Below are 25713 nucleotides of genomic sequence, written 5' to 3'. Positions count from 1 at the left end.
GCTGCTAGTCGCCCTCGGGCGTGTTGTCCAACGACTGCCACAGGTACTTACTGGCCAGGGTGCGGTAGGGCCGCCAGGGCTCGGCAATTTCCAGCATGCGGCGCAGCAGGGCCCGGCCGGTTTCCTCCAGCCCGTAGTGTTTGCGCATGGCATTCTGAATACCCAAATCACCTTCGGGAAACACGTCGGGCTGATCCAGGGCAAACATCTGCAGCATCTGGGCCGTCCAGCGGCCCACGCCTTTAATCTGGGTTAGGTGGGCGGTGAAGGCGTCGGCATCGAGCTGGCTGAGGTGGGCGTGGTCGAGCTGGCCTTGCTGGGCGAAGTCGGCAATGGCGCGCAGGTAGCCCGCTTTCTGACGCGAGATACCCGCCGCGCGCAATTCCTCATCGGTGAGCTGGGCCAGTACGCTGGGTTCGGGGTAGCCTTCGGGCAGAAACAGGCTCTGCACTTTTTTCCAGATGGCCGCCGCGGCCTTGGTCGAAATTTGCTGGCTGACGATGGCGCGCAGCAGGGCCAGGTACAGATCCTCGTGGGGCCGGGGCTGAATGGGCCGGCCCCGGGCAATAACGGCGGCCAGCACGGCATCGGCCTGGCGTAAATGGAGCAGGGCCGCTTCCATGGAAAAAGCAGGCACCGTAGGGTTCAGATCAGGCTCGGTCACTGTCGATGGGGTGAGTGGGCACGGAAACTACTTGTAGCACGTCGCCTTGGGGCGAAATCCGGACGCCGGTCAGGACCCGGCCGTACACGGCGCCGGTATCAATGTTGAGCACGTGCTGAATCGGGTCAAAATCGGGGCGGCCGTCAGTCGTGGGCGTGTGGCCGATTACCTGGAGCTTGCCAATGTTCTGCAGCGGGCCGCGCCGCCACAGAATACCGTCCGGGTTGTCTTCATCCAGTGGCTCGGGCGTATCGGCCATGCCGGCGTGGCTGACGAATAAGTGGTCATTTTCCCAGAACAGCGGCCGTTGGCCCAGCCAGGGTAGGTGGCTGGGCAGCAGTTCTTTGCGCCGGCTATACTGGGTCAGGGTCTGGCGGCCGCCCCAGAGCAGCCAGTTGGGGTAGGGGCCCTGCGGACCGTAGTGGCGCGTCATGCCTACCTCGTGGTTGCCTTTCAGAAAAACGGTTTGCCCCGGGTGCCGCTCGCTCAGGTTCATGGCCAGCGCCACGGTATCGGGCGCGAAGTTGCCGCGGTCCATCAGGTCGCCGACCTGAATGAGCAGCTCCTGCTCGGGCTGCCAGTGCTGCAGCAGCTCCAGCAGCGTGTGGTAGCAGCCGTGAACGTCACCGATTACAAACAGATTCATGGGCGAGGAAAGCGGGGCAGAGGGCGGGAATAGACTACCGGGGCGCGTGGGCGGGGTGGGCGCAAAGATGTGAGTTAGTTCTTAGTAGTAGGTTTACGGGTAAATATATTCCGTGGCTGGGCTACCCGGCCGCTGGCCGAATGGCCGCAGCTACCGGATTTTTAGAGTTCTGAATAGGACAAAAGCAAAGGCCGTACGTATTGCCCCCGCCGCCCAGTTCAAGAGCTGACCACCTTATGTTCGCCTGATGCCTCTTCGCCGAATAATTGTCCCGATTCGGGAACTGTCCGAAAGCGGCAAGCTCTCGGGCCTGCTGCTGCTGCTGGCCACTGTTGTTTCCCTGCTGGTCAGCAACTCGGCTTGGAGCCAGGCCTACCTGCATTTCTGGGAAACCAAGCTGGGCGCGGGGCCACTGGTCAAAACGCTGGCCCACTGGGTGGATGACGGGCTGATGGTCGTGTTTTTCTTTTCCGTGGGCCTGGAAATAAAGCGGGAGGTGCTCTACGGTGAGCTGACCGACTTTCGCCAGGCGCTACTGCCCATTCTGGCGGCGGTGGGTGGCGTGGCGGTGCCGGCGGGCATCTTCCTGCTGTTCAACGCCGGCACGCCCGCCAGCCACGGCTGGGCCGTGCCCACGGCCACCGACATTGCCTTCTCGCTCGGCATTCTGTCCCTGCTCGGCGACAAAGTGCCCTTCGGTCTGCGTGTCTTTCTCACGGCCCTGGCCATTATCGACGACTTGATTGCCGTGCTCATCATTGCCCTGTTCTATACGGCCGAGCTAAACCTGACCTACCTGCTGGCCGCCGGAGGGATTTTTGCCGCGCTAATCGTGCTCAACCGCCTGAAAGTAAGCTGGCTGCCGCTGTATTTCCTGCTGGGGCTGGGCTTGTGGTTTTTTGTGCTGAAATCGGGAGTGCACGCCACTATTGCCGGCGTGCTGCTGGCTCTCACCATTCCCACCGAGGCCATTGAGAAGCTGGAAGCCGCCCTGCACAAGCCCATCAGCTACCTGATACTGCCGCTCTTTGCCCTGGCCAATACTGCCATTGTCGTGTCGGCGGAGTCGGTGGGGGAACTGCTGAGTCCGCTGGGGCTGGGTATCGGGCTAGGGCTGCTGCTGGGTAAGCCGCTTGGTATCTTCGGCGCCAGCTGGCTGGCCGTGAAAGCCGGTATCTCGTCGTTGCCGGAACGCGTGACGTGGTTTAAAATGCTGGGCCTGGGCCTCACGGCGGGCATCGGCTTCACCATGGCCATTTTCATTGCCAACCTTTCCTTCTCGGACCCCGGCCGGATTGACCTGGCCAAGATTGCCGTTATCGTGGGCTCGTTGCTGGCCGCTCTGGCCGGGCTGCTGGTGCTGCACCTGGCCGACAAGGCCGACGAAAGCGAAGCTCCCGCCGACCTTGCCCTCAAGCCAGAAGTGAAAGCCTAAGCCGGGACGCTCAGCGCCAGCAGCGCCTGCTTTACCCGCTCCACCATCGTGTTGTCCACGTCGAGGTGGGTCACGAAGCGAATCATCTGGGGGCCGAACGACGAGGCCCGGATGCCCTGCTGCTCCAATTGGGCCAGGAAAGTTTCGGCCGGCATTTCGTCGGTGAGGCGGAAAATAGCCAGGTTGGTTTCGATGGGCAGCACCTCGGCCACGTAGGGCTGAGCGGCCAGCACGGCACCCAGCTCCTGGGCCCGGCGGTGGTCATCGGCCAGGCGCGCCACGTTATGCTCCAGGGCGTAGAGGCCAGCGGCGGCCAGAATGCCGGCCTGGCGCATGCCGCCGCCCATCACTTTGCGGATGCGGCGGCACTTATGAATAAAGGCCTTGCTGCCCAGCAGCACCGAGCCCACCGGTGCCCCCAGCCCTTTGGACAAGCACACCGAAATAGAATCAAAGTATTTGCCGTAGTCGGCGGCGCTTTGGCCAGTGGCTACCAGAGCGTTGAAGATGCGGGCCCCGTCGAGGTGCAGGGCCAGGCCGCGGCGCTGGGCTACTTCGGCAATGCTGGCAATGGTTTCCAAGCTGTAGCAGCTGCCGCCACCGCGGTTGCTGGTGTTTTCCAGGCAAATCAGGTTGGAAGTAGGGTAGTGCACGTTGTCGGCGGGCCGGATGGCGGCCTCCACCTGCGCGGCCGTCACGCGGCCCCGGTCGCCGGGCAGCAGGGCCACCGAGGCGCCCGAGTGAAAGGCTATGCCGCCCACTTCCCAGAGGTACACGTGGGCCGTCTGCTCGCAGATAACTTCCGACAGCGGCTCGGTGTGGGCTTTAATGGCAATCTGGTTGGTCATGGTGCCCGAGGGGCAGAACAGGCCGGCTTCGAGGCCGAACAGGGCCGCGGAGGTTTCCTCCAGCTCGCGCACGGTGGGGTCCTCCTCGTACACGTCGTCGCCGACGGGGGCACGGAGCATGGCCTCGAGCATGGCGGCCGTGGGCCGGGTGACGGTATCGGAGCGTAAATCGATAATGGGTTCAGACATAGCCGGGAGCAAAGAGAAAGTGGAAAGACAAGGAAGAAGCCGCAACTGTTTCCCGATTCAAAAATAAGACTTACTTTTGCCCCTCCTTTACAAAAAGACTTTAACCGACCCGGATATGAGCGTCACCCGACTGAAGCGGAAGCACCGCAAGAACATTGCCCGCGCCAACAACAAGCAGCGCGTTATCAAGCAACTGCTGTTGACTCCCGTTCTGAAGAACGTGGATATTGACGAACTGAAGTCCCGTTTCAACGGCGGCACGACTTCGGCCGCAGCCACTACGGCCACTGCTGAGGCGTAAGCTGCCCCAGTTGACGAAGCTGATAGTCCGCAAACCAAGACGGTAGGCAGGACGAAAATTCCCAGTCGGAAGCTGTCCTGCACATCGGCTTGCTCTCCGCGTCGGTAGGTTCTATTAGCATCAGGAAAGCGTCTTTCTCCCCGGAGAAAGACGCTTTTTGTGTTTCAAAGCCGGGCTTGGCCTGCTGCCAGTGCCCGGCTTTAGCGCCCGGCCGCGCGCAGGCCCAGCTCAATAGCCTGCAGCTGCTGCACCTTGCCGTGGGCCACTTCAAAGCGCAGCATGGTGCGCACCTTGTGAAAGCCGTGCATGCCGGCCGCGCCGGGGTTCAGGTGCAGCAAGCCCAGCTTGGGGTCGGGCATTACCTTCAGAATATGGGAGTGGCCGGAAATAAACAGACCGGGGCGCTCCTGCGTCACTAGGAGGCGGGCGGCGGGCGAGTAGTGGCCGGGGTAGCCGCCGATGTGGGTCATGAGCACCCGCAGGCCCTCGATTTCGAAGCGCTGCACCAGGGGCTGGGTCTGGCGCACGTCGCGGCCGTCGATGTTGCCATACACGCCCCGCAGCGGCGCTACGGCCTCCAGGGCCTCAATAACGGCGGCCGTGCCAAAGTCGCCGGCGTGCCAGATTTCGTCGCAGCCCGCCAGGTGGTGCAGGATGCGCTCATCCCAGTAGCTGTGGGTATCCGAGAGTAAACCGATTTTTTTCATTGCGGCGTAAAAGTAAGGCCTGTCTGAGGCTTACGGGGAATATGGGTTTGGGAAAAGCCCTGTTGTGCTAGGGCTCGGCAACAGAACCGGTTGCATCCCGTATCTTGCCCAGCTTTCCCCGATTTCCGTATGCCGAATTTTATGCTGTGTTTTGCAACGGACCCCGGCGTCTCTTCCTCATTTTCTGCCCCTCAGATTACCCTGCGATGAACGTCTTCATCAACGATATTCCGCTGATTATCAAAAAGAACAGCGAGAAGATATACAAGCACCGCTACGACCTGATCTTGAACGCGGAGGATGAATTCAGCTCCAAAGATCTGATCGGCGACGTGCTGGTGCGCGACGTGACAGACCCCTTCATCGACCGGATCCTGCGGCTGATGGAAGTCAAGAAGCTCAAGAAGCTTAAGTCGCTGACGTTGCTGGCCCGCAAGAAGAAGCGGCTCATCCTGCACCTGAAAGACCAGTTCCGCATCGTGAAGGCCGCCGGCGGCCTTGTAGTGAAGGATGGCATGGTGCTGATGATCTACCGCCTCGGCAAGTGGGATTTGCCCAAGGGCAAGCTCAAGAAGGACGAGGACCCGGGCCTGGGTGCCCTGCGCGAAGTGGAGGAGGAGTGCAACATCAAGGTGGAAATGGGCGAAGAGCTGCCCAGCACCTGGCACTCCTACGCCTACAACGGCAACAAAATTCTGAAGAAGACGAACTGGTACATCATGAGCTGTTCCGACGACTCGCTAATGAAGCCCCAGGCCGAAGAATACATTGAAGAGGTACGTTGGATGACCCCGCAGGAGGCTTTGGCCGTATTAGACAAAGCTTACGCTTCGATTGCCCTCGTGGTGCGCCATTATCTGGGCGAAACCTCCGGCACGGAGCCAGCGAAAGAGTCGGCCAAAGAAAAATAACTTAACCTCACGTACTGCTTATGCGCCCGTTCCGCTACTTGCCTTTTGTCTTATTACTGAGTGGCGTTGCCGCGTGCACCGGCAGCCAGAATGCCTCCGAAAACAGCGCCCCCAAAACCGAACAGGGCACGGCCGCCAATCCCAGCCAGCTGGATATGCCTTCCCTGGTCGGCAAAAATATCGACCAAGTACGCCGGGCCCTGGGCAAGCCGCTCGAAGGCAAGGACGAAGCCATCGGCCTGGAGCCCAACTCGGAGCAGATGAAAAGCACGAAGGGTGCCGACTGGATCAACACCTTCGAGAAAAGTGGCTCGACTATCGTCGTCACCTTCAATGCCAAGTCGCGCAAAGTGCTCGATATGGTGCTCATCGGCTCGGATGAGGATGAGCTGATGCGCCGGGGCAACCTGGTTATGACGGCCCCCGAGTACATCGTGCTGCCCGTACCCGACCCGAAGCGGCCCCAGGCTATTTCGGGCGTCCGGATGGTGTCGCGCCGCTAGTAGCCTAGCTGCCGGCCGGAGTTTCGTAAACGGGCAGCTGAAACGGCACGAAATCATCCACATTGCCGCCAAAGCGGTGAATTTCGCGGATGATGGTGCTGCTGATAGCGGCCAAAGCCGGGGAAGTAATCAGAAACACGGTTTCCAGCTCCGGATTCACGTGCCGGTTGGCCTGGGCAATAGTGTTCTCGTATTCGAAGTCGGTGGTGTTGCGCAGGCCGCGCAGCAGAAACTTGGCCCCCACTTCGCGCGCATACGTGGCCGTCAGGCCCTTGTAGGCCCGCACCGACACGCGCGGCTCCTCCCGGAATACGTCCTCAATCATGGTTACCATCTGCTCCACGGGCAGGTAGCGCGACTTGCTGCTGTTGTTGCCGATGGCAATAATGACCTCATCGAACAGCGCGGTACCGCGCCGCACCACGTCGAGGTGGCCATTGGTAAACGGGTCGAAGGAACCAGGGAAGAGAGCAATGCGCTTCATGCGTCGCGGAATGGATGGTTTTGGCAGCACGAAGGTGAGAAAAACCTTGAATTAATGTGCTGATGCGGAGAATATGCTACTGCAGAACTCGTGTCCTTGCGAGGCGCCTCAAGCGGCGTCAATCCGTCCTCTGCGCGGTACGCAATGACCTTTTACCAGAAAGCCCCTTCCTACTGCGGTAGCAAGGGGCTTTTCACGTTAGAACGCTCAGCACATTTCAGCGGACGGATTAGCGGTGCTGTCCTGCGGGTGCCGCGGCTGCGCCTCGCAAGGACTGCTGGCTTATTCGCACAGATGCAGGCTGTAGAGCTCGAAGTAGCGGTACTCGAACACGTCGTTCAACCGGTAGCTGTAGGCCAAATCGAAGGGACGGTTGCCGAAGCGGATGTTGCGGATGTATTTGCGCAGAATGGTAAACAGCTCGGAGTCGTGCATCAGGTCGCCCCACACCACCACGCCGTCCTGGTCGGGGTTGAGCTGCAGTTCCTGCATTACCAGGATGGTGTAGTAAATCAGGTCTTCGGGCGTGGCAAAGGCAAACACGTTGCAGAACTCCAGGCGCTTGTCGCGCACGGCCACGATGGTAACTTCCTGGTGGCCGAGGCTGAGGTAGAGGCGGCGCGGGGCGGCCACTTCGCTCTGGTGAATAATGCCTTCGAGCAAAGCGCTGGTCTGGTGTAGCATCTTGCCGGTCGGGTAGGTAGCCTGAAACCAGCGCGCCAAGGCTTTTTCGGCCGCAAACACGCTCACCATTTCCATGCTGGAATGCCGGTAGCTCCCCACCGTTTCTTCCTCGGGGTCGAGGGCATGGTGCAGCCGCAGGTACGCCGCTTCGTCGCCGGGGCGCAGCAGCGGGGCCGGAAGCAGGGTAAAGGATCGGTTTTGCACGGCTAGGCGTACTTGGTTCCACCCGGTCCGGCCGAGCAGGTCGTGCTCCTGGGCCAGGGCCTGAAACTGCTCGGCCCAGGTTGCGGTATTCGATACGGCATAGTCTTCCAGAGCCACAAACTTATTGCGGCGAATGTCGGCCACGCCCAGCCGCAGGCCGTTGGCCCCGGCAGTTAAGTACAGGTTGCAGCCCGCCGGCGACGCGGTTTCCAGCGTTTCATCGCGCAACGACTGCAAGGCAACTGGCGGGGCGGGAAGGGGCAAAGCGGCGGCAGACAAAGGGTTAGAGGACACGGCAGAGCGGAGAAATGCGGCAATAGGACCGTTAAAGGTACGAAAGGGCCGCGAACCGCTCCGCAGCAAATCGGCCACCGGCCAGCGCGTTACTGAAACAGGATGTGGGGAATAAACACGTCGTCGAGGCTGATGACGTGGCGGATGATGGGGTGAAGCTGCGTGGGCAGCAGCGCGCCCAGCTGGCGTGGCGTGAGAAAAGCCAGCCCGGTGAGCAGCTGGGCTTCGGGGCTGTGCTCGGGGTCGGAGCCCAGGCGCGGCGTGGCTTTTTCGTCCACGAGCCTGACTTCGAAAAACAGCTCCAGCGCCTGCAGGGAGTCGGTTTTATACTCGTGCAGGTGCAGGAAACGACCTACAACTACTTCCAGGCCGGTTTCCTCCCGGTACTCGCGGCGCAGGCACTCCTGAATGGTTTCGCCAAACTGCCAGCCCCCACCGGGCGGCGACCAGAATGGCAGCTCCCCCGCCAGCAGGCCCCGGTGCGCCGTCAGCAGCATGGCGCCCTGGTGAATGAGCATACCGCACACGCGCACCCGTACCTGGCCGGTGTAGGCCTGCAGAAGCGAATCGGGGAGGGCAGCGGAAGGAGCGGGAAAAGGAGGTTGCATACCGAATGGGCAATAGGAGCTAGGAATTGGTGGTAGTAGGAGGCGAGGAGCGGCGGAAAAACAGGCGGCGGAACCGGCCCCCCAAATACAGGAGCAGCACGACGACCAGGCCCGCCATAACCAGCGGCAGAAACAGGCCCAGTACAGAACCGGCAACGGCCAGAAAGTTCTCCAGCGTGGCCAGAATCGGGTTGCCGAAGCCGCCCGTTGTGGCCGTGGAGCCGGCCCGCAGCAGCGCCGTACCACTCTGCACCATGCCGGCCGTGCCGCCGCCCACCAGTACGCCCAGACCCCAGCGCACCACCGGGTCGAGGTCGGGCAGGGCCGAGGTCATGAGCAGGGTGCCGGCTATAAACGAGGCCGGCGTGGTAATCGTATCCAGAAAGTTGTCGATAACCGGCACGTAGTAAGCCAGCATTTCGGCTAGGGTGGCAGTGGCCAGCACGCCGAAAGCCACCCAGGTACCCAGCCACGCAAAGCCCGGCGACGGGGCCATGAAGCCGGACAGATAGGCCAGATTGGCCGCCAGCAGCGGCACGAAGATGCGGAAGCCGCTGCAGGCTGCAAGCGCCAGACCCAGGCCCCCGGCTACCAAATACTCTAGTGTTGTCATGGGCATAGTACGGGCTCAGGAAAGGCTGTGGCGGGAAGATACGCAAGCCGGCGGATTGCGGCCGCCGGCCCGGTGCGTACCTTTGCGGCATGAGTACTACTGCCACCCCTGAGCTAAACGTTGAAACCCTCGAAGTTCGCATCCGTCGCAAGCTGGAACGCCAGTATTTTATGCATCTTATCGGCGCCGACCTCACCACCATCGAGTCGGGCCGCGTGGTGTTTGAACTGAAGCTGGAGCAGCACCACCACCAGAACTTGGGCTTTGCGCACGGTGGTTTGGTGGCTACGATGTCGGACCTGGCTGCCGGCTTTGCCGCCCTCACGCTGGTGCCCGAAGGTCAGGGCGTCGTCACGGCCGAGCTGAAAACGACGTATCTGCGGCCCGGAACCGGCCAGACGCTGCGGGCCGTGGGTTGGGTGCTGAAGCCGGGCCGCCGCCTGCATTTCTGCGAAGCCGAGGTGTGGAGCGACGATGTGCTGGTAGCTAAGGCCTCGGCCACGATGGCCGTGGTGGAGTTGTAGCCAAGCATTGATGGCGCAGAATCACCGGCCGACGCCTTTTCCGTACCTCTTTCTTTTCGGCCTAGTCCGGGAGTGCTGCTATGAATTCGCCGAATAAAGTGAAGCTCGGGTTATACATCGTCGCGGTGCTGGCCATGAGCTGCAGCCCGGATGCACCCGTGCGGGAGCAGCCGGCCGCTACGGTGGTGCCGCCCGACCCAGGACCCATCGACGACCATACGCTGGCCTACATCGACAGCCTGCAGCAGGCCGTGACGCAGCACCAGTCGCTGGCCGCCCTGCAGAAGCTCGATTCCATGGCCTGCATCAGCGAAGGCTACGTGACCGAGGCCGTAGACGAAGCGGCAGCTATTATCTGGGACCAGCAGTTCACATTTCTGCTCGATTACCTGTATCAGCACCCTGGGTCGCTGCTGCGGCCGCAGCTGATCTGGGGCCAGAGCACCCGGCTGGCTACCGCCAACGAGCGGCAAGCGGCGCTAACTACTTTCAAGGCTACGGCCCTGGATAGTGCGCGTCGGGCGGGACTTTCTACGGCCGAAATGGTGTTCTTGCAGAAGATTCTGAGCGAGGTCAATCCGGCCCTGCTCGATTAAAGGGCCTTCGGGGCCCGCTTCCCTTATTCTCTCTATGCTTTCCGTTCGCACCCCTTCCGTTCGCGACTATTTTGCTTTCGACCCCACGCAGGACCAGGCCACGCTGTTCCGGAAGCTCGACGAGTTTCTCCAGGATGATTTGCCGGGCCGCAAGGTGTTCGTGCTGCGCGGCTACGCCGGTACGGGCAAAACCACCGTGGTCAGCGCCCTGGTGCAGTGGCTGCACCGCATGCAGCGCAAATACACCCTGATGGCGCCCACGGGCCGGGCGGCCAAGGTTATGAGCGCCTACTCGGGCGTGGCGGCCAGCACGATTCACAAGAAAATCTACCGCCAGACCTCCGCCACGCCCTCCGACAGCCTCTCGTTTCAGCGCCAGCCCAACCGCACTACCGACACGCTCTACATCGTGGACGAGGCCTCGATGATTTCGGACGAGAAATCTTTCGGCGAAAACGGCCTGCTCGACGACCTGATGGGCTACGTGTTTGAGAAGCCCAGCAACAAGCTGCTCGTCATCGGCGACACGGCCCAGCTGCCGCCCGTAGGCCAGGCTCTGTCGCCGGCCCTCGACCCCGAGCTGCTGGCCCACCGCTTCAAGGCCAAAGTCGATGGCGTGGAGCTGCGCCAGGTAATGCGCCAGGCCGAAGAATCGGGCATCCTGATGAACGCTACGGCCCTGCGCGAAGAGCTGCGCCAGGAAGCGCCCCACATTCAGTTCTTCACCAAAGGCTACCCCGATATTTTTCGCGTCGGTGGCGACAAACTCGAAGACGGCCTGCGCTGGGCCTACAAGAACTTCGGGCACGAAAACACGACCATCATCTGCCGCTCCAACAAAAACGCCAACCTGTATAACCAGATGATCCGGCGCACCTTGTTTGATGCCGAGGAAGAAATCGAGGCCGGCGACTACCTGATGGTGGTGCGCAACAACTACTTCTGGCTGCCCAAAGACTCAGAAATGGGCTTTCTGGCCAACGGCGACTTTGTGCAGGTAACCAAAATCGTGCGGCGGCAGGATGAGTTCGGCTTCCGCTTCGCCGATGCCCGCGTGCGGTTCGTGGATTATCCCGACGAGGAGGAGCAGGAAGTGAAGCTGCTGCTCGACACGCTGCACACCGAAAGCCCGGCCCTGCCCGCCGACCGCAGCAACGAGCTGTACAAGACGATTTCTGAGGATTACGCCCATCTCACTACCAAGCGCGACAAAAGCGCGGCCCTGCGCAAAGACCCGTTTCTGAACGCCCTGCAGGTGAAGTTTGCCTACGCCCTGACCTGCCATAAAGCCCAGGGTGGCCAGTGGCAGGCCGTTTTCGTCGACCACGGCTTCCTGAAGGACGAGATGGTGAACAGCGAGTTTGCCCGCTGGCTCTACACGGCCGTCACCCGCGCTTCCGACCGGCTGTTTCTGCTGAATTTCAACCAGAAGCTGGTAGGCGATGCGCCGGTGGAAAGAGAATATTAGAACAAATAGTAGCACATAAATGTGATTGGGCATCACATAAAGTGGGGATGCGGAGGGTTTTCGGCGGCAGTAGCTTGCAGCCAAATTCTTCCTCTAACCTTTTCCCGCTATGAAAACCTTCCTTTTCGCCACCCTTTGCTTGTTCCTAACGGTAATGGGAGCAACGGCCCAAACCCGTGAAATCTACACCAGCCCCAAGTTCGGTGCGCTGGCCAAAAGCCACAAGACCCTGGCCGTTTTGCCCTTCACCGTCACCCTGCAGCTGCGCCCCAACGAGGTAACCAAGAACGGCGGCCCGGAAGGCGTGGCCAAGCTGGAGCAGCGCGAAGGCCTGGATGTGCAAAGTGCCCTGCAGTCGTACTTCCTGAAGCGCAAGGAAGAAAACGACATGACTGTGGAGGTGCAGGACCTGGCCCGCACCAATGCGCTGCTGGCCAAAAACGGCGTTACGGCGGCCAATATGGCTACCTTCACGCCCGAGCAGCTCGCGCAGTTTCTGGGTGTGGATGGAGTCATTTCCGGCACCTTCACCAGCACCCAGCCCATGTCGGCCGGGGCGGCGGTGGCTATGTCGGTGCTCGTGGGCATGAGCGGGCCTACCAACACGGGCAAGCTGATGATTAACATCAACGACGGGGCTACCGGCGAGCTGCTCTGGAAGTACGACAAGTCGCTGTCGCGCGGCTTTGGCAGCGACACGAATACCATCGTCACGACCATCATGCGCAAGGCGTCCCGGCAATTTCCTTACTCCAAGGAGTTTAAAGAATAGGCCGGACGTGCCCTGAGCAGCAGATTCAAGCCCGCATCTGAACCTCGGGTGAGGGTAGCAGGTTGTGGTTGACGGGAGGAGAGCTGAGGTGGCGAAAACTGGCAGGATAGTTGGCTCCCACCTCAAAATCCTTAAATTTGTTAACCTCAATTTACTAACGAAATCACCTCATGAAAAAGGCACTCATTCTGGCTTTGTCGCTTTCGCTGACGGGCTTGGCAGCTCAGGCGCAGTCGGCAGCAGTAAAGCCCGCCAACGCGCAGGAGAAGGTAGCTGGCCCTCAGATTCAGTTTGAAGAAGTGAAATACGACTTCGGCACCATCAAGCAGGGCGACGTGGTAGACCATACGTTCAAATTCAAAAACGTGGGCACCCAACCGCTGGTCATTTCCAACATCGGCGTGAGCTGCGGCTGCACCACTCCCGACTGGACCAAGGACCCCATCATGCCCGGCAAAAGCGGCGTCATCTCGGCCAAGTTTAACAGCGCCGGCAAGATGGGCATGCAAAACAAAGTGCTGACCGTAGAGTCGAACTCGGCCGGCGGCAACGCCATGGTAGCCCTGGTAGGCGAAATAAAAGACGCTGCCTCCGCCAACGCTACGCCCACAATGACCGTCGAGTCGAAGACCAACGGCGTGATGGACGAGAAAGATGCCAAGCAGAAATCGAAGATTGGCGACAACAAAATCAAAGCGAAGCGCAAGTCTTCGTAATTAGTTGTAACGACATATAAAAAGGCGGCCTGCATCAGCAGGCCGCCTTTTTTGTTGATTTCATATGGTCATTGCGAGGAGGTACGACGAAGCAATGACAAGGGGGGGGGATATCAGCTCACCATCTCCCTATTGCACCTACATCTGCCGGGCGGCGAGCAACAGGCTGATCCAGCCGGCAATGAGCAGCAGGCCACCCAGAGGAGCTACGGCGCCGAGCTTGGTGATGCCGGTGAAGCACAGGGTGTAGAGCGAGCCGCTGAAAATCAGGACCCCGCCCAGCCACAGCCAGGCCGTGGTGCCCAGGCTTTTCAGTTCGGGGCGCACGGCCAGCAGAATGCCCACGGCTAATAGGGCCAGGGCGTGGTAGAACTGGTAGCGCACGGCGGTTTCGAAGGTCTCGAAGCGGCCGGAGGCTTCCAGCATCTTGCGCAGGCCGTGGGCCCCGAAGGCGCCGATGGCCACGCCCAGCCCGCCCAGCAGGGCCGCGAGTTGAATGATAAGTCGAGCAGTCATGTATCGTTGTTGGTTGTTCGTTGTCTGTTGTTAGCTGTTGGTTTCCGGTTGTTCGTTATTTGGGCAGCGTGAGCTACCACGAATAACTATCAACCTGCAACCCCATAATTGCGGGCCCCAAAAATAGCGCTGCCGACCCGAATCAGCGTGCTGCCTTCCTCCAAGGCCAGGCGGTAATCGGAACTCATGCCCATGGATATTTCCCGGAAAGCTGGCTGCTGGGCAAAATAGCGGGCCTGCAGCTGCTCGAAGTAGCCGCGCAGTTCGCCAAACTCGCGGCGCAGGTGCGGTTCGTCGTCGGTGTTGGTTGCCACGCCCATCACGCCGGTTATCAGCACGTGGCGCATGGCCTGGTAGGCTTCCGACTGCAGAATTTCTTCGGCCTCGGGCAGGGAAAGACCGAATTTAGTTTCCTCGGCGGCAATGTGAAACTGCAGCAGGCACTGAATCACGCGGCCGTGCTTGGCAGCCTGCTTCTCGATTTCCTGGAGCAGCTTGAGACTGTCGACGCTCTGGATGGTGTGCACGAAAGGCGCCACGTACTTCACCTTGTTAGTCTGTAGGTGACCAATGAGGTGCCACTCAATGTCCTGGGGCAGCTCGGGCTGCTTGGCCACGAGTTCCTGCACCTTGTTTTCGCCGAAAAGACGGGCTCCCGCGTCGTAAGCTTCCTGCAATAAAGCTACCGGGTGCGTCTTGGTAACGGCCACCAGCCGGGCCCCAGTGCCCTGCAGTTGGCTTTCAAAGTAGCGGAGATTTTCGGCAATGGGCATTTTATAAATGTGCTAATGGGTTGGAATGTGGATAATGTGGAAAAGGCATTGGTGTTGTCTGTTACAGCTTGAAGGAGGCTGCCTTTCACATTTTCCTCATCAGCACATTCAAGCACATTTCTCACAGTAACAAAAGTCAGTCTTCCAGGGAGTTGGTGAGAAACGTGTTTTTCAGGCCCAGCCACAGCAGCCACAGACCCACGCTCCAGAACAGATAAATGCGGTAATAGTCTTTCGTGTTGCGGTAGCGGGTCTGCTTGATTTCGGATTTCTCGTACTCATCGATGCGGCGGAACACGCCGCGCAGGGCCCCGTTGTCGGTAGCCCGGAAAAACTGGCCTTCCCCGGCCTGGGCCAGCTGGCGCATGGTGGTTTCGTCGAGCTGGGTTTCCACGAAGCGCGGGCGGCCGTTGGCATCCTGGCCGTAGGGCACGAAGCCATCCTTGCCCAGCCCGATGGTGTAGATTTTCACGCCGTAGACGTGGGCCAGCTGGGCCGCCGTGAGCGGGTCGAGGCTGCCGGCGGTATTCTCGCCATCCGAAATCAGAATGCAGACTTTGGTGCGGCTACGGGAGTCGCGCAGGCGGTTGGTGGCTACGCCCAGGGCCGTGCCGATGGCCGTGCCGTCGTTGGCAATCATGCCCAGCTTCAGGCCTTGCAGGTTTTCGCGTAGCAGCTCGTAGTCGGTGGTAAGCGGGGCCAGGGAGTAGGCGTCGCCGGCAAACACGACCAAGCCGATCCGGTCGCCGGAGCGGCCATCGACAAACTCCCGGGCCACGCGCTTGGCGGCTTCCAGGCGGTTGGGCCGCAAATCCTGCAGCTCCATCGACGACGACACATCCACCAGCAGCAGAATATCGATGCCCTGCCCGGTTTGCACCACCCGCTCGTCGGTGCGCTGGGGCCGGGCCAGGGCCACAATGCCAAAGGCCAGACTCAGGCCCAGCACGATATCGGGCACGAAGCGCAGCCCAGCGCTCCAGTCGTGGCGCAACTCACCGGCCACGAAGGCTACGCCCAGGCGGGGCCGGCGACGGTGGATCAGCAGCCAGCGCACCAGAAACAGCACCGGAATCAGGGCGATGAGCAGCAGCAGGCGCGGCTGCTGCCAGCTGTAGCTCGTGAGCGTGGCATAGCGCAGGCCGTCCACCATCGGGACCAGAAAGCGTTGCCAGAGCTGATTCATGCGGGGTGGATAAGGGAAAAGAAAGCGGCAATCTACGCCCGCAGCCGGGCGGAAACCAAGTCGTAGCGCCGTTGGGCAAAGTCGCGCAGCAGCTCAAAGGCCAGGTCGGTTTCGGCTTCTTCCTCCGTAAACTGGTTGCCGTAGATAACCCGGTCGGTGATACGCAGGGCGGTATTCACGTCGTAGTCGTTTTCGTAGTGGGCTACTATTTCCCTGGTTGTCAGGCTGTTGATGGTGTTGTCTTCGAGGCCGGTAAGGTAGTTTTTCCAGAGCGTAATGGCCCGCTCCATGTTGGTCAACGACCTGGACAGCGTAAACCGCTCGATGTGGCGGGCATACTGCGCCAGAAAATAGGCGTGGTTTTTCCGAAGCCGGTAGCGCTGGTAGCGTTGGCGCAGGGCCCCCCGGAACCCGATAAACACGCCGCCCAACAGCACGGCCACTATGCCCGAGCCAGCCAGCCAGTAGGGGTAGTTGAACTGCGCGGGCACCGCTACCAGCCGGGTGTTCTGACGTAGTACCGGAGCTTCGGGGCCGGCCACGGGCGGGGCCGTGCGCGCCAGCCGCACAGAGGCCGGTGTGCTGGGTACTGTCACAGTGTCGTTGCCCTGGAGCAGCGTCACGGGCAGGCTCAGGCGCTGCACCGAGTCGAGGGTGAAGGTGCGCAGGTGGTAGATGGTACGGTCCAGGCTCTGGCCGCGGCGGGTGCGGGTGGGGTAGAAGGTTTTACCCACGTACTCGAAGGGCTTAAACTCGGCCGTAGAATCGGGAAAAATCACCTCCAGGCCCGGGGCGTGGGCGTAGCTCAGCTCGTAATCAATGATTTCGCCGACGCGGGTAATGGGCCGCATAAACCGGCTGCGGGGCACGGGCGGCGCCTCCTGCGCGGGGCGGCCCGCGGCGGGCAGCACGAAAAGCAACGCGGTAGCAAGGGGAAGGAGGCAGCGCATGTCTATACCCGGCCTCCCCGCTGGTTGCGCCGCCGAAACAGCCGCACAAGCTGAGGCACGAAGTCCGTATCGGTGGCAATGGACAGGAACTCGGTGCGGTGGCGGCGGCAGATCTGCCCGATTTGCTCCCGGTTCTGCTCGTAAGTGGCCCGGTACCGCTTGCGAAACGATTCGGCCGAGGTATTCACCCACACGGTGCGGCCGGTTTCCTGGTCGAGCAGGGGCACGATGCCCAGGGGCGGAAACTCCTTTTCGCGCTTATCCAGCAGCTGCAACACCACCAGATCGTGCTTGCGGGCCAGCATAGTTAGCTCCCGCTCGTAGTTGGTATCGATGAAATCGGAAATGAGCAGGATGATGCTGCGGCGCTTGAGCAGCCCCAGGGCCTGTTTGATGCCGCCGCCCACGGCCGTCTGCCGGGAACGAGGCTCCAGCTCAAACAAACGCTTGATCAGCGAATAGGCATGGTGAATGCCCTTGCCGGGGGCCAGATACAGCTCTTTCTGGCTGGAAAAGGCCAGAATACCCAGCTGAGCACCCTGCCGGGCGGCGGCCAGGGCCAGAATGCCGCAGATTTCGCGGCCCACATCGATCTTACGGCGGCCTTCGGCGCCCACCTGCTGGGAGGCACTCACGTCGAGCAGCAGCAGCACCGACTGCTCCCGCTCTTCCTTGTAGGTCTTCACGAAGGTGCCGTGACCCTTGCTGGACACGGCCCAGTCGATGGCGCGTACCTCGTCGCCGTACTGGTAGAGGCGCACGTCGTCGAATTCGAGGCCGGTACCTTTGAAAACGGAATGAAAATCGCCCTGTAGCTGTGCATCCGCGGCCTTCAGAATGCGTATTTCCATCTGCCGCAGCTTCCGGACAAGTTGTTGGAAAGGAGTAAGGGCCGGTGAATTCATTTCAGCTAAACTACGGGTTCCTCCTAACTTTGCACGCGTGAAAAAGCTTCCCATCTGCCTGGCCCTGATTCTGAGTGCGTTGCTGGCTGGCTGTCAGCGGCCGGAAGAGGCCGTGCCGCCCTCCAGCCTGCTGCCCAAAGAGAAAATGATTCAGCTGCTGGTAGAGGTGCACCTGAACGAGAGCCGCGTGGAAGGCTCCCGCATGCGCGCCGACTCGGCCCAGGCCCTGTTCAACCAACTGCAGAAAGACATGTTCTGGCGCCACGAGGTGTCCGATTCCGCGTTCTGGCAGAGCTACCGCTACTACGCCGTGCACGAGAAAGACCTTGACGAAATGTACGGCATCGTGCTCGACAGCCTGGCCATGCGCAAGGTGAAGATGCAGGCCATGCCCAAGCAGTAGCGCGGCCTCGGGCTACGCCAGGCGGCTGCCGTTGGGCACCGGCCCGGCCAAAGCGGCCAGCACAATGTGGCCCTCGGCATCGGGGGCGCCGGTGACGAGCACCTCCGAGCGAAACGGCCCGATTTGCTTCACCGGAAAGTTGACCACGCACAGCACCTGCCGGCCCACCAGATCAGCCGGCATGTAGTGGTGGGTAATCTGGGCGCTGGAACGTTTCTGGCCCAGCTCGGGGCCTAGGTCGATGAGCAGTTGGTAGGCCGGCTTGCGGGCCTGGGGAAATTCGCGGGCTTGGAGAATGGTGCCGACGCGCAAATCGACGCGCTCAAAGTCGGCCCAGGAAATAGGAGCAGCAGAGTTCATGGCCGCAACTTAGCAAACCGAAGGCTAAGGCTGGGAGGCGAACTTCTCCAGCAGCGCCAGGCGCTGCTTCACCTGGGCTTCCCAATAGGTTTGCTTCACGGTGTTCAGGCCGTGGTTGCTTTCCCGGTCGTAGTTGAACTCCTCGCGCTTCCAGGCCGCAAACGAGGCGGTTGTCAGGTTCTTAAACGCGGGGTTCAGATGCTCACAGTCCAGCTTGATAAGACTGATTTTCTGGCGCAGCATACGGGCGTGCAGCTCCGTAATATCAAAGTGCAGCTGCTCGTGGCGCAGCAGCTCGGGCGAGGCCTTGCCTTTGTCGCGCACCCACGACTCGGTGGGAATAAACACGGCCTTCACCTCCGAGGAAAACACGTAATCCTTGCAGCCTACCTGCACGTCGATGTTGGCGGCCGTGAGGGCGGCCAGCTGCTCGGTGGGCTGGGGCTTGGCCTGGAAGTCGGCCCAGGTAAGCGGCCGGTTGGCCGACCAGCCAATCAGGGCCGGAGCGGGCTTGGGCGTAGCCGGCTGCGGACCTTGCAGCAGGAGAACGGGTAGCAAAAAAGAGAAAACGAACATAAGCTATAGCAGGAAAGTACAATCGGCAACGCCCCAGAGCATGGCTTGCGAGCAAAACTACATTCGCCGAATTTCAATTCCCCGCTACTCAAATCTCGTGCTCAAATCCGGACCCGTATTAGCGGGCTATGGTGGCGGTGGCCGGAGTCACCAGGGAGGCGCTGTGCTGGCGGAAGCGCCACAGCAGCATCACGGCCACCAACGACAGGCCCGTGAGCAGACCAATCCACACGCCGGTAGCGCCCAAGTGCAGGCGGGTGCTGAGCCAATAGCCGAAAGGCAGGGCAATGGCCCAATACGCCAGCAGCGCGACGACCGAGGGCACCTTCACGTCTTCCAGCCCCCGCAGGGCGCCCAAGCCAACGACCTGGAGCCCGTCGGAAATCTGGAACAGGGCCGCAATCAGCAGTAGGGTGGCCGCCTGGGCTACCACTTCCGGGTCGTCGTTGTAGAAGTGCGGAATCAGGTGGCGGCCCACAATCAGGAGCAGGGCCGTGGCGGTCATAAACAGGAAGGTAATCAGGTAGGCCGTAAAGCCCGCCTGCCGCGCGCCCTGGGCATCTCCGTGTCCCCGGAAATTACCAACCCGGATAGTCGCCGCCGCCGCAATGCCGCTGGCTGCCATGTAGGTCACCGATGCTACGTTGATGGCAATCTGGTGGGCGGCTAGGGAGGTAGCGCCGAGCCAGCCAATCATGATGGCGGAAAAGCTGAAAGCCCCCATTTCAAACATCATCTGCACCCCGATAGGCGCGCCCAACGCTACCAGGCGCCGAATGGTGGCCCCGTCGGGCCGCAGCCAGTGGGTGGCAGCCGCACGGTAGGGCGCCAGGCGCTGGGCCCGCAGCACGTAGGCCGCCATGAGGATGGCCATCAGAATGCGGGCAACCAGCGTAGCCCAGGCCGCGCCCATCATGCCCATCTTGGGTGCCCCGAAGTTGCCAAAAATCAGCATGTAGCACAGCAGCGCGTTGACCACGTTGGCCATCAACGACAGGATCATGGCTTGGCGCGTGAGGCCCAGGCCTTCGGCAAACTGCTTGAAACCCTGAAAGATCATCAGGGGAAACAGGGACAGGAACATCACCCGCACCCAGGGCGCGGCCAGGGCCACCACTTCGGTTGGCTGGTCGAGGTACTTCAGGAAAGGTGCCACCAGAAACCCCACGCCAGCCAGCACCAGGCCCGCCACGGTGCTGAGCCACACGCCCCCGGTGAGCAGGTTGCCCAGAGTCGGAATGTCGCGCTTGCCGTCGGCGGCGGCTACCATGGGCGTAATGGCGAAGGACAGGCCCATGCCGAAAATCATGACCACGGTGCTCACGCTCACGCCCAACGACACGGCCGCCAGGGGCAGCTTGCCGGTTTGGCCCACCATCACACTGTCGCATACGCTCACCAGGATATGGCCCAGCTGGCTCAGCACGACAGGGTAAGCCAGCAGCAGGGTGGGTTTGATATGGGGGCGAATCTGAGCAAATGGCATGGGGCAGGGCAAAAACGAGGCGCAAAGGTACGACGCCTGTTGGGCCGGGCAGCTGGCAAACCAGAAATAAGCTGCCTTAGCCTGCCGCCAGCAGCACGGCCAGGCGGCACAGGGCCTCGTGTAGCTGCGCCTCGGGCACGGCGTAGGACATTCGGAAAAAACCTGGCGCGTCGCAGCTGGCGCCATCCACGACTTCCACGCCCGCGGCCCCAAGCCGTGCAGCCAGCTCGGCCGAGGCCGCCTCAGGTTCCAGATTGGGATTCAGAAACGCCCGAAAGTCGGGGAAGACGTAGTAGGTGCCCGCCGGGAACTGGTTCCTGAGCCGGGGAATTTCCGCCAGCGCCGCCCGCATCAGCTCCCGGTTGGCTTCCAGGCCCGCGCATAGCTCCCGGCTAATAGCCTCAGTGTGCTCGGTAGCAGCCAGGGCCGCCGCCTGCGACAGGGCCGCTACCGGTGCGGCCGTGGCAAACTGCCAGGCCGCGCACTGTCGCGCCACTGCCACCGGAGCCACCAGGTAGCCCACGCTCCAGCCGATAAGGGCCAGTGACTTGGAGTAGCCACTGACCACCACGTGCTGCCGCAACGGGTCCTCAAACTCCAGCAGGGACGGCACCCGGTCGGCAGCAAAGCAGATACCATCGTAAATCTCGTCGGACACGACCATTAGCTGCGGCCACTGCCGCGTTACCTGGAGCAGAGCTTCCAGCTCGGGCCGGGTGTAAACGCGGCCGGTGGGGTTATTAGGGTTGCTTAGCAGCAGCAGCCGGGTGCGGGGCGTGAGAGCCGCCTGCACGGCATCTAGGTCTAGCGCATAGTCATTAGTGGCATCAAGCGGGAGCGTGCGGAGCCTGCCCCCGGCTTTTTCCACCAGCCCCCGAAACCCGAACCAGTTGGGTGTGAGCAGCAGTACTTCGTCGCCGGGCTGGAGCAGGGTTTTCAGCAGGGCCAGCAGCGCCGGCTTGGCGCCGGGCGTTACCACTACCTGCTCGGGCGTAACGACCGCGCCCTGCCGCTGATAGCGCGCGACCAGCGCCGTGCGCAGGGCCGGTAGTCCTTCAATAGGGCTGAGCGGCAAAGGACCCGCCTGCAGTACCTGTGCGGCCTGCTGCACGGCCGCCACGGGCGGGTTGAAATTGCCATAGCCCGAGGCCAGGCTGATACTAGTCGGGAAAGAAGTCATGCGCGAAACTACTGATGCTTGGCCAGCACCAGCAACTTTTAGTGCATTCTAGCGGCGTTACGCGCCCGGAGCCAGCACCACATCGGCGAAGTAGTCGTGCTCGTCGGTAAAGAAATGCGCGACTTCCAGCCCGGCTTCGGTGGCGGCCTGCTGAATGATGTGGCGGGTAAACTTGTAGGAGTTTTCGGTGTGAATCACCTCCCAGGCGTCGAAAGCCACGGTTTCGTCCAGGGCGTCAATCCGCACGCGCTGCTCCCGCGTGCTGACCAAATAGGAGCGGACCGCTCCGCTGAGCGGGTCGTAGTCGGTGTAGTGCTGCCAGCTGGTCAGGTCGAAGTCGGCGCCCAGCTCCCGGTTCAGGCGCGTGAGCAGATTCAGGTTGAAGGCGGCCGTTACGCCCTGCGCGTCGTCGTAGGCAGCCCGGATCTGGCGCGGATCCTTCTGCAGGTCGAAGCCGATGAGCAGCCGGTCGTCAGGAGTAAGGGGCTGGGCCAGCTTACGCAGGAATTCGCGCCGGTCGGCGGGCAGAAAGTTGCCGATGTTGGAGCCCAGAAACAGCACGGCTTTGCGGCCGGGGCGGGCGGCCATCCGCGTCAGGGCCGTGGCGTAGTCACTCACCTGCGGTTCCACGCGCAGCTCCGGCAGCTCCTGGTGCAGACTCACCACGAGGCCGTCGATGGCCGCCGCCGAAATATCTACTGGCACGTAGGTGAAGCTGGCGCCCGTGTCGAGCAGGTGGCGCAATAAGATCTTGGTTTTCAGCCCGTCGCCAGCTCCCAGCTCCAGCAGGAAGAAAGGCTCGGCGAGGTTAGACGGCCGCAAGGCCTGGCTGATGGCCGCCTGGTGCCGGGTGAGCAGGCCAAACTCGGTGCGGGTGGGGTAGTACTCCGGCAAGGCCATGATCTGCTGAAAAAGCTGGCTGCCGGCATCGTCGTAGAAGTACATCGACGACAGGGTTTTGGGCGTGCGGCGCAACCCCTGGGCCACGTGGCGGGCCAGATCGGAGGAAGCAACGGCCGGGAGAGGGGAACCGGACATGGAAAGGAGCGGGGGAGTGGAGAGAAGAAGAAAATGGAGCGGGTGCCACTAGCGGGCCAGCCGGATGCCGGTGAACTGCCAGCGCTTATCGGCGTGAAAAAAGTTGCGGTAGGTAAGCCGAATGTGGCTTTCGGGCGTAGCACAGGAGCCGCCGCGCAGCACCAGCTGGTTGAGCATAAACTTGCCGTTGTACTCGCCCAGCGCCCCAGCCGCTCGTACGTAGCCCGGGTAGGGGTGGTAGGCCGAGTAGGTCCATTCCCAGGCGTCGCCGAGCAGCTGGTGGCACTGGTCGGGGGCGGCATCGGCGGGCAGAGGCTGGGGGTCGAAGCTGCGGCTTTCCACGAAGGTGCCGGCCGCCGCCTCGGGCCGAAACTGCCGGGCCGCAATTTCCCATTCCTGCTCGGTGGGCAGGCGCGCCCCGGCCCAGTGGGCGTAGGCATCGGCCTCGTAAAAGCTCACGTGGGTGACGGGCGCGGCCAGATCAACCGGGCGCAGGCCGTGATGAGTGAAACGGAACCAGCCCTCCGCCTGCTGCACCCAGTACAGCGGGGCCTGCCACTGCTGCTGCTGCACCAGCTCCCAGCCCTCGCCTAGCCAGTAGCGGAAATCAGAGTAGCCCCCGGCTTCCATAAACTGCAGGTACTCCGCGTTGGTCACCAGGCGGTTCTGCAGGGCGAAGTCGGCCACGTACACCTCGTGGGGGGCCTGCTCATTGTCGAAGTGGAAGCCGGTTCCCTCGTAGCCGATACGGTACACGCCGCCCGGCACGGGCAGCCAGGCGGCGGGCGGCGGGGTAGTTTCGGCTACGGGCGCATTGGAAGAGGCCGGCAGGTAGGCCGGGGCCAGCGGGCTGGTACTCAGAATGTATTTAATGTCGGTGACCAGCAACTCCTGGTGCTGCTGCTCGTGTTGCAGGCCTAGCTCCAGCACTTCCCAGAACGGCTCCGGCAGCTCGGCCGTGTTGCCTAGCAGCTCGGCCATGCACGCGTCTACGTAGGCCCGGTAGGCGTATACCTCGGCCAGGGCGGGGCGCGACAGGGTGCCCCGGTCGGCGCGGTTTACGCGGCTGCCCAGCGAGTTGTAGTAGGAGTTAAACAAAAAGGCGTAGTCGGGATGAAACACCTGGTATCCGGGCTGGTACTGGCCCAGCAGAAACGTCTCGAAAAACCAGGTGGTGTGCGCTAGGTGCCACTTTGGCGGACTCACGTCGATGACGGGCTGCACCACTGTGTCTTCGGGCAGCAGGGGCCGGCACAGGGTTTCGGTCTGGTGGCGCACGGCCTGGTAGCGCGCTACCAGCGCATCAGTGGCGGGGGCTGTCAGGAAGGGAGCAGGATTCATAGCACGAAGGGGAGGGGCGTGGAAAGGTAACCGAAAAAGCGGGTGGTGGTTTCTACGTAGTAAGAACGCACGGGGACTGAAAGCAGGATATTTCGCGAAAAAGGCTGGTTTCGGGCCCGCTTTTGCGGCTCGTGGGTACTTATCGCGCTACCGTATTTTAACTACGCAGCAGCTCATCAGTAGTAGTTGGTATTTTGGGGTTTAGGGGGTGAATTAGGGTCTGAAATGCTTATCCTTGTTAAGCGACGCCCGTTGAAGAGGGCAAGTCCACATCACCCGTTCTCCAAACCCTACAAGACTATGATTACGAACAACACAACCCGCACCAGCACTTCCCGTCAGGGCGAGACTACCCGCTCGGCCAGCCGCGCCGGTACCAGCAAAACGACGCCAGCCGGCAAAAGCCTCCGGGGCTTTGCCGCCATGGATCCGGCCGAACAGCGCCGCATAGCCAGTGAAGGAGGCAAGGCCTCGCATGAAAGTGGCCGCGGCCATCGTTTTACTTCAGAGGAAGCCCGTGAAGCCGGCCGTAAGGGGGGCCAGGCAAGTCGCGGACGGAGCAACCAGGGCGGTGCCACCCGATAGTTTCTCTCTGAAGTATCGGCGACGCTAACCCGCCGCCACCAAGCCGACAAGCCCTCGTGTTCTACACGAGGGCTTGTTCTTTTTAGCGCCCAGCCCAGCCGGATGGCTGATTTCGTTGTTACTTGCCCGTCCACCCGCTTTCTGCTGCATGCTGCGCCTTTCCTACTCCAAGCGTGTTCTGCGCTTTAACTTTCCGGCCCGCACCTCCCGCGGCGCCCTGACCGAGCACCACGCCTACTACCTGCGCCTGAGCCATTCGGCCCGGCCCGGCACCGAGGGAGTGGGCGAAGCCGCCCCGCTGGCCGGCCTCAGCCCCGACTACGGCCCCGACACGGAAGCACGCATCAGCACGTTCTGCCAGGAATTCAATCAGCGTCAGCTCGCCGCTCTTAGCCCAACCGACGCCGCTGGCCTGGTGCCCGTCGAACTGCCGACCCTGCGCTTTGCCCTCGAAACCGCCGCCCTCGACCTGCAGCAGGGCGGGCAGCGGCAGCTTTTCGATAACGCCTTCAGCCGGGGCCAGGCCGGCGTTGCTATCAACGGCTTGGTGTGGATGGGCGACGCGGCCTTTATGCGCGAGCAAATCCGGAAAAAGCTGGCCGAAGGCTACACCTGCCTCAAGCTTAAAATCGGCGGCATCGACTTCGCCACCGAACTGCGCCTGCTCACCGAAATCCGGGCCGTGGCCGGGCCCGACCAACTGACTCTGCGCGTAGACGCCAACGGCGCCTTTGCCCCCGAGGACGCGCTGGCTAAGCTCGAGCAGCTGGCCCGGTTCGACCTGCATTCCATCGAGCAGCCTATCCGGGCCGGGCAATGGGAGCAGATGGCCCGGGTGTGCCGGGAGTCGCCGGTGCCGGTGGCCCTGGATGAGGAGCTGATTGGCGTGACGGCACCCGAGCAGCAGCAGGCCCTGCTCGACCACACGCGGCCGGCGTATATTATTCTCAAGCCCACGCTGGTTGGGGGCCTGGGCGCTACTCGCCACTGGATTGACTTGGCCCAGGCCCGTGGCATCCGCTGGTGGCTTACCTCCGCCCTCGAATCCAATGTCGGCCTGAACGCCATCAGCCAGTTTGCGGCCGAGGTAGCGCCCCCCGATTTCGCCCAGGGTCTGGGCACGGGGCAGCTCTATACCAACAACATAGCTGCCCCGCTGGTTATTCGCCGGGGGCATCTGCACTACGACCCAGCTCAGCGGTGGGGTAGCTTGGAATAACCATACCCACCAGGTGTGCAGACGGCCA

Annotated in this window: 31 protein-coding genes; 12 read left to right on the top strand and 19 right to left on the bottom strand. The window is 61.8% G+C overall.

Annotated features, from left to right (window positions below):
* Window positions 1-4 precede the first annotated feature (4 nt).
* Both LGH70_RS07660 and LGH70_RS07655 read right to left on the bottom strand, forming a co-directional pair.
* Window positions 5-664 carry a DNA-3-methyladenine glycosylase family protein gene (locus tag LGH70_RS07660; RefSeq protein WP_226184383.1) on the bottom strand — a complete coding sequence of 220 codons (660 nt, stop codon included), beginning with the start codon at window positions 662-664 and terminating at the stop codon, window positions 5-7.
* Complete coding sequence (locus LGH70_RS07655; RefSeq protein ID WP_226184381.1) at window positions 651-1310, bottom strand: metallophosphoesterase; 660 nt, start codon at window positions 1308-1310, stop codon at window positions 651-653. Before LGH70_RS07655 ends, LGH70_RS07660 begins: the two co-directional genes overlap by 14 nt.
* A 247-nt stretch (window positions 1311-1557) precedes the next feature.
* Between LGH70_RS07655 and nhaA the strand changes: the two genes are divergently transcribed.
* Complete coding sequence (gene nhaA, locus LGH70_RS07650) at window positions 1558-2745, top strand: Na+/H+ antiporter NhaA (RefSeq protein WP_226184379.1); 1188 nt, start codon at window positions 1558-1560, stop codon at window positions 2743-2745.
* On the opposite strand, the gene LGH70_RS07645 is transcribed toward nhaA, so the two are convergent.
* The gene (locus LGH70_RS07645; RefSeq protein ID WP_226184373.1) at window positions 2742-3782 is read right to left on the bottom strand and encodes a threonine aldolase family protein; all 1041 of its coding nucleotides are present in this window, start codon (window positions 3780-3782) and stop codon (window positions 2742-2744) included. The two genes, nhaA and LGH70_RS07645, sit on opposite strands and share 4 nt — an antisense overlap.
* Window positions 3783-3897: 115 nt before the next feature.
* Here LGH70_RS07645 and LGH70_RS07640 point away from each other — a divergent pair, with 115 nt between their 5' ends.
* Window positions 3898-4083, top strand: a complete 186-nt coding sequence (locus tag LGH70_RS07640) for a hypothetical protein (protein ID WP_226184371.1) — start codon at window positions 3898-3900, stop codon at window positions 4081-4083.
* A 200-nt stretch (window positions 4084-4283) separates the two neighbouring features.
* Here the strand turns inward: LGH70_RS07640 and LGH70_RS07635 are convergent, their stop codons facing one another.
* Window positions 4284-4790, bottom strand: a complete 507-nt coding sequence (locus LGH70_RS07635) for a metallophosphoesterase family protein (RefSeq protein ID WP_226184369.1) — start codon at window positions 4788-4790, stop codon at window positions 4284-4286.
* Between the two features lie 206 nt (window positions 4791-4996).
* On the opposite strand from LGH70_RS07635, the gene LGH70_RS07630 reads away from it, so the two are divergent.
* The gene (locus LGH70_RS07630; protein ID WP_226184368.1) at window positions 4997-5701 is read left to right on the top strand and encodes an NUDIX hydrolase; all 705 of its coding nucleotides are present in this window, start codon (window positions 4997-4999) and stop codon (window positions 5699-5701) included.
* Window positions 5702-5721: 20 nt separating this feature from the next.
* Window positions 5722-6204 carry a hypothetical protein gene (locus LGH70_RS07625; RefSeq protein ID WP_226184366.1) on the top strand — a complete coding sequence of 161 codons (483 nt, stop codon included), beginning with the start codon at window positions 5722-5724 and terminating at the stop codon, window positions 6202-6204.
* A 4-nt stretch (window positions 6205-6208) separates the two neighbouring features.
* Here LGH70_RS07625 and coaD read toward each other — a convergent pair whose 3' ends face one another.
* The 4 genes from coaD to LGH70_RS07605 form a co-directional block, all read right to left on the bottom strand.
* Complete coding sequence (gene coaD / locus LGH70_RS07620; RefSeq protein ID WP_226184364.1) at window positions 6209-6688, bottom strand: pantetheine-phosphate adenylyltransferase; 480 nt, start codon at window positions 6686-6688, stop codon at window positions 6209-6211.
* Window positions 6689-6970: 282 nt separating this feature from the next.
* Entirely contained in the window at window positions 6971-7840 is an 870-nt protein-coding gene (locus tag LGH70_RS07615) for a DUF3822 family protein (RefSeq protein WP_226184362.1), read from the bottom strand.
* Window positions 7841-7959: 119 nt separating this feature from the next.
* Window positions 7960-8478, bottom strand: a complete 519-nt coding sequence (locus LGH70_RS07610) for an NUDIX domain-containing protein (protein ID WP_226184360.1) — start codon at window positions 8476-8478, stop codon at window positions 7960-7962.
* Between the two features lie 19 nt (window positions 8479-8497).
* The gene (locus LGH70_RS07605) at window positions 8498-9091 is read right to left on the bottom strand and encodes a DUF4126 domain-containing protein (protein WP_226184358.1); all 594 of its coding nucleotides are present in this window, start codon (window positions 9089-9091) and stop codon (window positions 8498-8500) included.
* A gap of 89 nt (window positions 9092-9180) precedes the next feature.
* On the opposite strand from LGH70_RS07605, the gene LGH70_RS07600 reads away from it, so the two are divergent.
* The 5 genes from LGH70_RS07600 to LGH70_RS07580 all read left to right on the top strand — a co-directional run bounded on the left by LGH70_RS07600 (window position 9181) and on the right by LGH70_RS07580 (window position 13167).
* The gene (locus LGH70_RS07600) at window positions 9181-9615 is read left to right on the top strand and encodes a PaaI family thioesterase (protein WP_226184357.1); all 435 of its coding nucleotides are present in this window, start codon (window positions 9181-9183) and stop codon (window positions 9613-9615) included.
* Window positions 9616-9695: 80 nt separating this feature from the next.
* Window positions 9696-10211, top strand: a complete 516-nt coding sequence (locus tag LGH70_RS07595) for a hypothetical protein (RefSeq protein ID WP_226184356.1) — start codon at window positions 9696-9698, stop codon at window positions 10209-10211.
* A gap of 34 nt (window positions 10212-10245) precedes the next feature.
* The gene (locus tag LGH70_RS07590) at window positions 10246-11679 is read left to right on the top strand and encodes an ATP-dependent DNA helicase (RefSeq protein ID WP_226184355.1); all 1434 of its coding nucleotides are present in this window, start codon (window positions 10246-10248) and stop codon (window positions 11677-11679) included.
* A 109-nt stretch (window positions 11680-11788) separates the two neighbouring features.
* The gene (locus LGH70_RS07585) at window positions 11789-12451 is read left to right on the top strand and encodes a DUF4136 domain-containing protein (RefSeq protein WP_226184353.1); all 663 of its coding nucleotides are present in this window, start codon (window positions 11789-11791) and stop codon (window positions 12449-12451) included.
* 170 nt (window positions 12452-12621) lie between these two features.
* Window positions 12622-13167, top strand: a complete 546-nt coding sequence (locus LGH70_RS07580; protein ID WP_226184351.1) for a DUF1573 domain-containing protein — start codon at window positions 12622-12624, stop codon at window positions 13165-13167.
* 138 nt (window positions 13168-13305) lie between these two features.
* On the opposite strand, the gene LGH70_RS07575 is transcribed toward LGH70_RS07580, so the two are convergent.
* The 5 genes from LGH70_RS07575 to LGH70_RS07555 form a co-directional block, all read right to left on the bottom strand.
* Window positions 13306-13683 carry a DUF423 domain-containing protein gene (locus tag LGH70_RS07575; RefSeq protein ID WP_226184349.1) on the bottom strand — a complete coding sequence of 126 codons (378 nt, stop codon included), beginning with the start codon at window positions 13681-13683 and terminating at the stop codon, window positions 13306-13308.
* An 89-nt stretch (window positions 13684-13772) separates the two neighbouring features.
* Window positions 13773-14456 carry a YggS family pyridoxal phosphate-dependent enzyme gene (locus LGH70_RS07570; RefSeq protein ID WP_226184347.1) on the bottom strand — a complete coding sequence of 228 codons (684 nt, stop codon included), beginning with the start codon at window positions 14454-14456 and terminating at the stop codon, window positions 13773-13775.
* Window positions 14457-14592: 136 nt separating this feature from the next.
* Window positions 14593-15642 (bottom strand): vWA domain-containing protein, encoded by a 1050-nt coding sequence (locus LGH70_RS07565; RefSeq protein ID WP_226184345.1) that lies wholly within the window; start codon window positions 15640-15642, stop codon window positions 14593-14595.
* A gap of 32 nt (window positions 15643-15674) precedes the next feature.
* Window positions 15675-16592: a hypothetical protein gene (locus LGH70_RS07560; RefSeq protein WP_226184343.1), complete on the bottom strand. Its 918-nt coding sequence runs from the start codon at window positions 16590-16592 to the stop codon at window positions 15675-15677.
* A gap of 2 nt (window positions 16593-16594) precedes the next feature.
* Window positions 16595-17443, bottom strand: coding sequence for a DUF58 domain-containing protein (locus LGH70_RS07555; protein WP_226184341.1), 849 nt, complete (start codon window positions 17441-17443; stop codon window positions 16595-16597).
* 91 nt (window positions 17444-17534) lie between these two features.
* Here LGH70_RS07555 and LGH70_RS07550 point away from each other — a divergent pair, with 91 nt between their 5' ends.
* On the top strand, window positions 17535-17900 hold the full coding sequence (locus LGH70_RS07550) for a DUF4296 domain-containing protein (RefSeq protein WP_226184339.1): 366 nt from the start codon (window positions 17535-17537) through the stop codon (window positions 17898-17900).
* A gap of 12 nt (window positions 17901-17912) precedes the next feature.
* Here LGH70_RS07550 and LGH70_RS07545 read toward each other — a convergent pair whose 3' ends face one another.
* The 6 genes from LGH70_RS07545 to egtB form a co-directional block, all read right to left on the bottom strand.
* The gene (locus LGH70_RS07545; protein WP_226184337.1) at window positions 17913-18260 is read right to left on the bottom strand and encodes a tRNA-binding protein; all 348 of its coding nucleotides are present in this window, start codon (window positions 18258-18260) and stop codon (window positions 17913-17915) included.
* Between the two features lie 24 nt (window positions 18261-18284).
* A complete protein-coding gene (locus tag LGH70_RS07540) occupies window positions 18285-18818 on the bottom strand; it encodes a DUF922 domain-containing protein (RefSeq protein ID WP_226184334.1) in 534 nt (177 codons plus the stop codon).
* A 136-nt stretch (window positions 18819-18954) separates the two neighbouring features.
* Window positions 18955-20322 carry an MATE family efflux transporter gene (locus LGH70_RS07535; RefSeq protein WP_226184332.1) on the bottom strand — a complete coding sequence of 456 codons (1368 nt, stop codon included), beginning with the start codon at window positions 20320-20322 and terminating at the stop codon, window positions 18955-18957.
* 76 nt (window positions 20323-20398) lie between these two features.
* A complete protein-coding gene (locus tag LGH70_RS07530) occupies window positions 20399-21502 on the bottom strand; it encodes a pyridoxal phosphate-dependent aminotransferase (protein ID WP_226184330.1) in 1104 nt (367 codons plus the stop codon).
* Window positions 21503-21559: 57 nt separating this feature from the next.
* Window positions 21560-22540 (bottom strand): L-histidine N(alpha)-methyltransferase, encoded by a 981-nt coding sequence (gene egtD, locus LGH70_RS07525; protein WP_226184328.1) that lies wholly within the window; start codon window positions 22538-22540, stop codon window positions 21560-21562.
* 48 nt (window positions 22541-22588) lie between these two features.
* A complete protein-coding gene (gene egtB, locus LGH70_RS07520; RefSeq protein WP_226184326.1) occupies window positions 22589-23881 on the bottom strand; it encodes an ergothioneine biosynthesis protein EgtB in 1293 nt (430 codons plus the stop codon).
* 300 nt (window positions 23882-24181) lie between these two features.
* On the opposite strand from egtB, the gene LGH70_RS07515 reads away from it, so the two are divergent.
* Entirely contained in the window at window positions 24182-24466 is a 285-nt protein-coding gene (locus LGH70_RS07515; RefSeq protein WP_226184324.1) for a KGG domain-containing protein, read from the top strand.
* Window positions 24467-24614: 148 nt separating this feature from the next.
* The gene (locus LGH70_RS07510) at window positions 24615-25685 is read left to right on the top strand and encodes an o-succinylbenzoate synthase (RefSeq protein ID WP_226184322.1); all 1071 of its coding nucleotides are present in this window, start codon (window positions 24615-24617) and stop codon (window positions 25683-25685) included.
* Window positions 25686-25713 lie beyond the last annotated feature (28 nt).

This window comes from Hymenobacter nitidus (assembly GCF_020447315.1).
Lineage (GTDB): Bacteria > Bacteroidota > Bacteroidia > Cytophagales > Hymenobacteraceae > Hymenobacter > Hymenobacter nitidus.
Note: the sequence above shows the minus strand (reverse complement) of the source record. Positions and strands in the feature narration are given on the sequence as shown.

Bases quoted from the DNA above. Each gene is read 5' to 3' on its own strand.
- LGH70_RS07595 (WP_226184356.1), top strand. From the start codon at position 9,696: ATGAATTCGCCGAATAAAGTGAAGCTCGGGTTATACATCGTCGCGGTG.
- LGH70_RS07530 (WP_226184330.1), bottom strand. From the start codon at position 21,502: ATGACTTCTTTCCCGACTAGTATCAGCCTGGCCTCGGGCTATGGCAAT.
- LGH70_RS07610 (WP_226184360.1), bottom strand. From the start codon at position 8,478: ATGCAACCTCCTTTTCCCGCTCCTTCCGCTGCCCTCCCCGATTCGCTT.
- LGH70_RS07645 (WP_226184373.1), bottom strand. From the start codon at position 3,782: ATGTCTGAACCCATTATCGATTTACGCTCCGATACCGTCACCCGGCCC.
- LGH70_RS07535 (WP_226184332.1), bottom strand. From the start codon at position 20,322: ATGCCATTTGCTCAGATTCGCCCCCATATCAAACCCACCCTGCTGCTG.
- LGH70_RS07585 (WP_226184353.1), top strand. From the start codon at position 11,789: ATGAAAACCTTCCTTTTCGCCACCCTTTGCTTGTTCCTAACGGTAATG.
- LGH70_RS07560 (WP_226184343.1), bottom strand. From the start codon at position 16,592: ATGCGCTGCCTCCTTCCCCTTGCTACCGCGTTGCTTTTCGTGCTGCCC.
- egtB (WP_226184326.1), bottom strand. From the start codon at position 23,881: ATGAATCCTGCTCCCTTCCTGACAGCCCCCGCCACTGATGCGCTGGTA.
- LGH70_RS07510 (WP_226184322.1), top strand. From the start codon at position 24,615: ATGCTGCGCCTTTCCTACTCCAAGCGTGTTCTGCGCTTTAACTTTCCG.
- LGH70_RS07600 (WP_226184357.1), top strand. From the start codon at position 9,181: ATGAGTACTACTGCCACCCCTGAGCTAAACGTTGAAACCCTCGAAGTT.
- LGH70_RS07570 (WP_226184347.1), bottom strand. From the start codon at position 14,456: ATGCCCATTGCCGAAAATCTCCGCTACTTTGAAAGCCAACTGCAGGGC.
- LGH70_RS07555 (WP_226184341.1), bottom strand. From the start codon at position 17,443: ATGGAAATACGCATTCTGAAGGCCGCGGATGCACAGCTACAGGGCGAT.
- LGH70_RS07630 (WP_226184368.1), top strand. From the start codon at position 4,997: ATGAACGTCTTCATCAACGATATTCCGCTGATTATCAAAAAGAACAGC.
- nhaA (WP_226184379.1), top strand. From the start codon at position 1,558: ATGCCTCTTCGCCGAATAATTGTCCCGATTCGGGAACTGTCCGAAAGC.
- LGH70_RS07605 (WP_226184358.1), bottom strand. From the start codon at position 9,091: ATGACAACACTAGAGTATTTGGTAGCCGGGGGCCTGGGTCTGGCGCTT.
- LGH70_RS07515 (WP_226184324.1), top strand. From the start codon at position 24,182: ATGATTACGAACAACACAACCCGCACCAGCACTTCCCGTCAGGGCGAG.
- LGH70_RS07635 (WP_226184369.1), bottom strand. From the start codon at position 4,790: ATGAAAAAAATCGGTTTACTCTCGGATACCCACAGCTACTGGGATGAG.
- LGH70_RS07575 (WP_226184349.1), bottom strand. From the start codon at position 13,683: ATGACTGCTCGACTTATCATTCAACTCGCGGCCCTGCTGGGCGGGCTG.
- LGH70_RS07565 (WP_226184345.1), bottom strand. From the start codon at position 15,642: ATGAATCAGCTCTGGCAACGCTTTCTGGTCCCGATGGTGGACGGCCTG.
- egtD (WP_226184328.1), bottom strand. From the start codon at position 22,540: ATGTCCGGTTCCCCTCTCCCGGCCGTTGCTTCCTCCGATCTGGCCCGC.
- LGH70_RS07625 (WP_226184366.1), top strand. From the start codon at position 5,722: ATGCGCCCGTTCCGCTACTTGCCTTTTGTCTTATTACTGAGTGGCGTT.
- LGH70_RS07590 (WP_226184355.1), top strand. From the start codon at position 10,246: ATGCTTTCCGTTCGCACCCCTTCCGTTCGCGACTATTTTGCTTTCGAC.
- LGH70_RS07640 (WP_226184371.1), top strand. From the start codon at position 3,898: ATGAGCGTCACCCGACTGAAGCGGAAGCACCGCAAGAACATTGCCCGC.
- LGH70_RS07545 (WP_226184337.1), bottom strand. From the start codon at position 18,260: ATGAACTCTGCTGCTCCTATTTCCTGGGCCGACTTTGAGCGCGTCGAT.
- LGH70_RS07580 (WP_226184351.1), top strand. From the start codon at position 12,622: ATGAAAAAGGCACTCATTCTGGCTTTGTCGCTTTCGCTGACGGGCTTG.
- LGH70_RS07655 (WP_226184381.1), bottom strand. From the start codon at position 1,310: ATGAATCTGTTTGTAATCGGTGACGTTCACGGCTGCTACCACACGCTG.
- coaD (WP_226184364.1), bottom strand. From the start codon at position 6,688: ATGAAGCGCATTGCTCTCTTCCCTGGTTCCTTCGACCCGTTTACCAAT.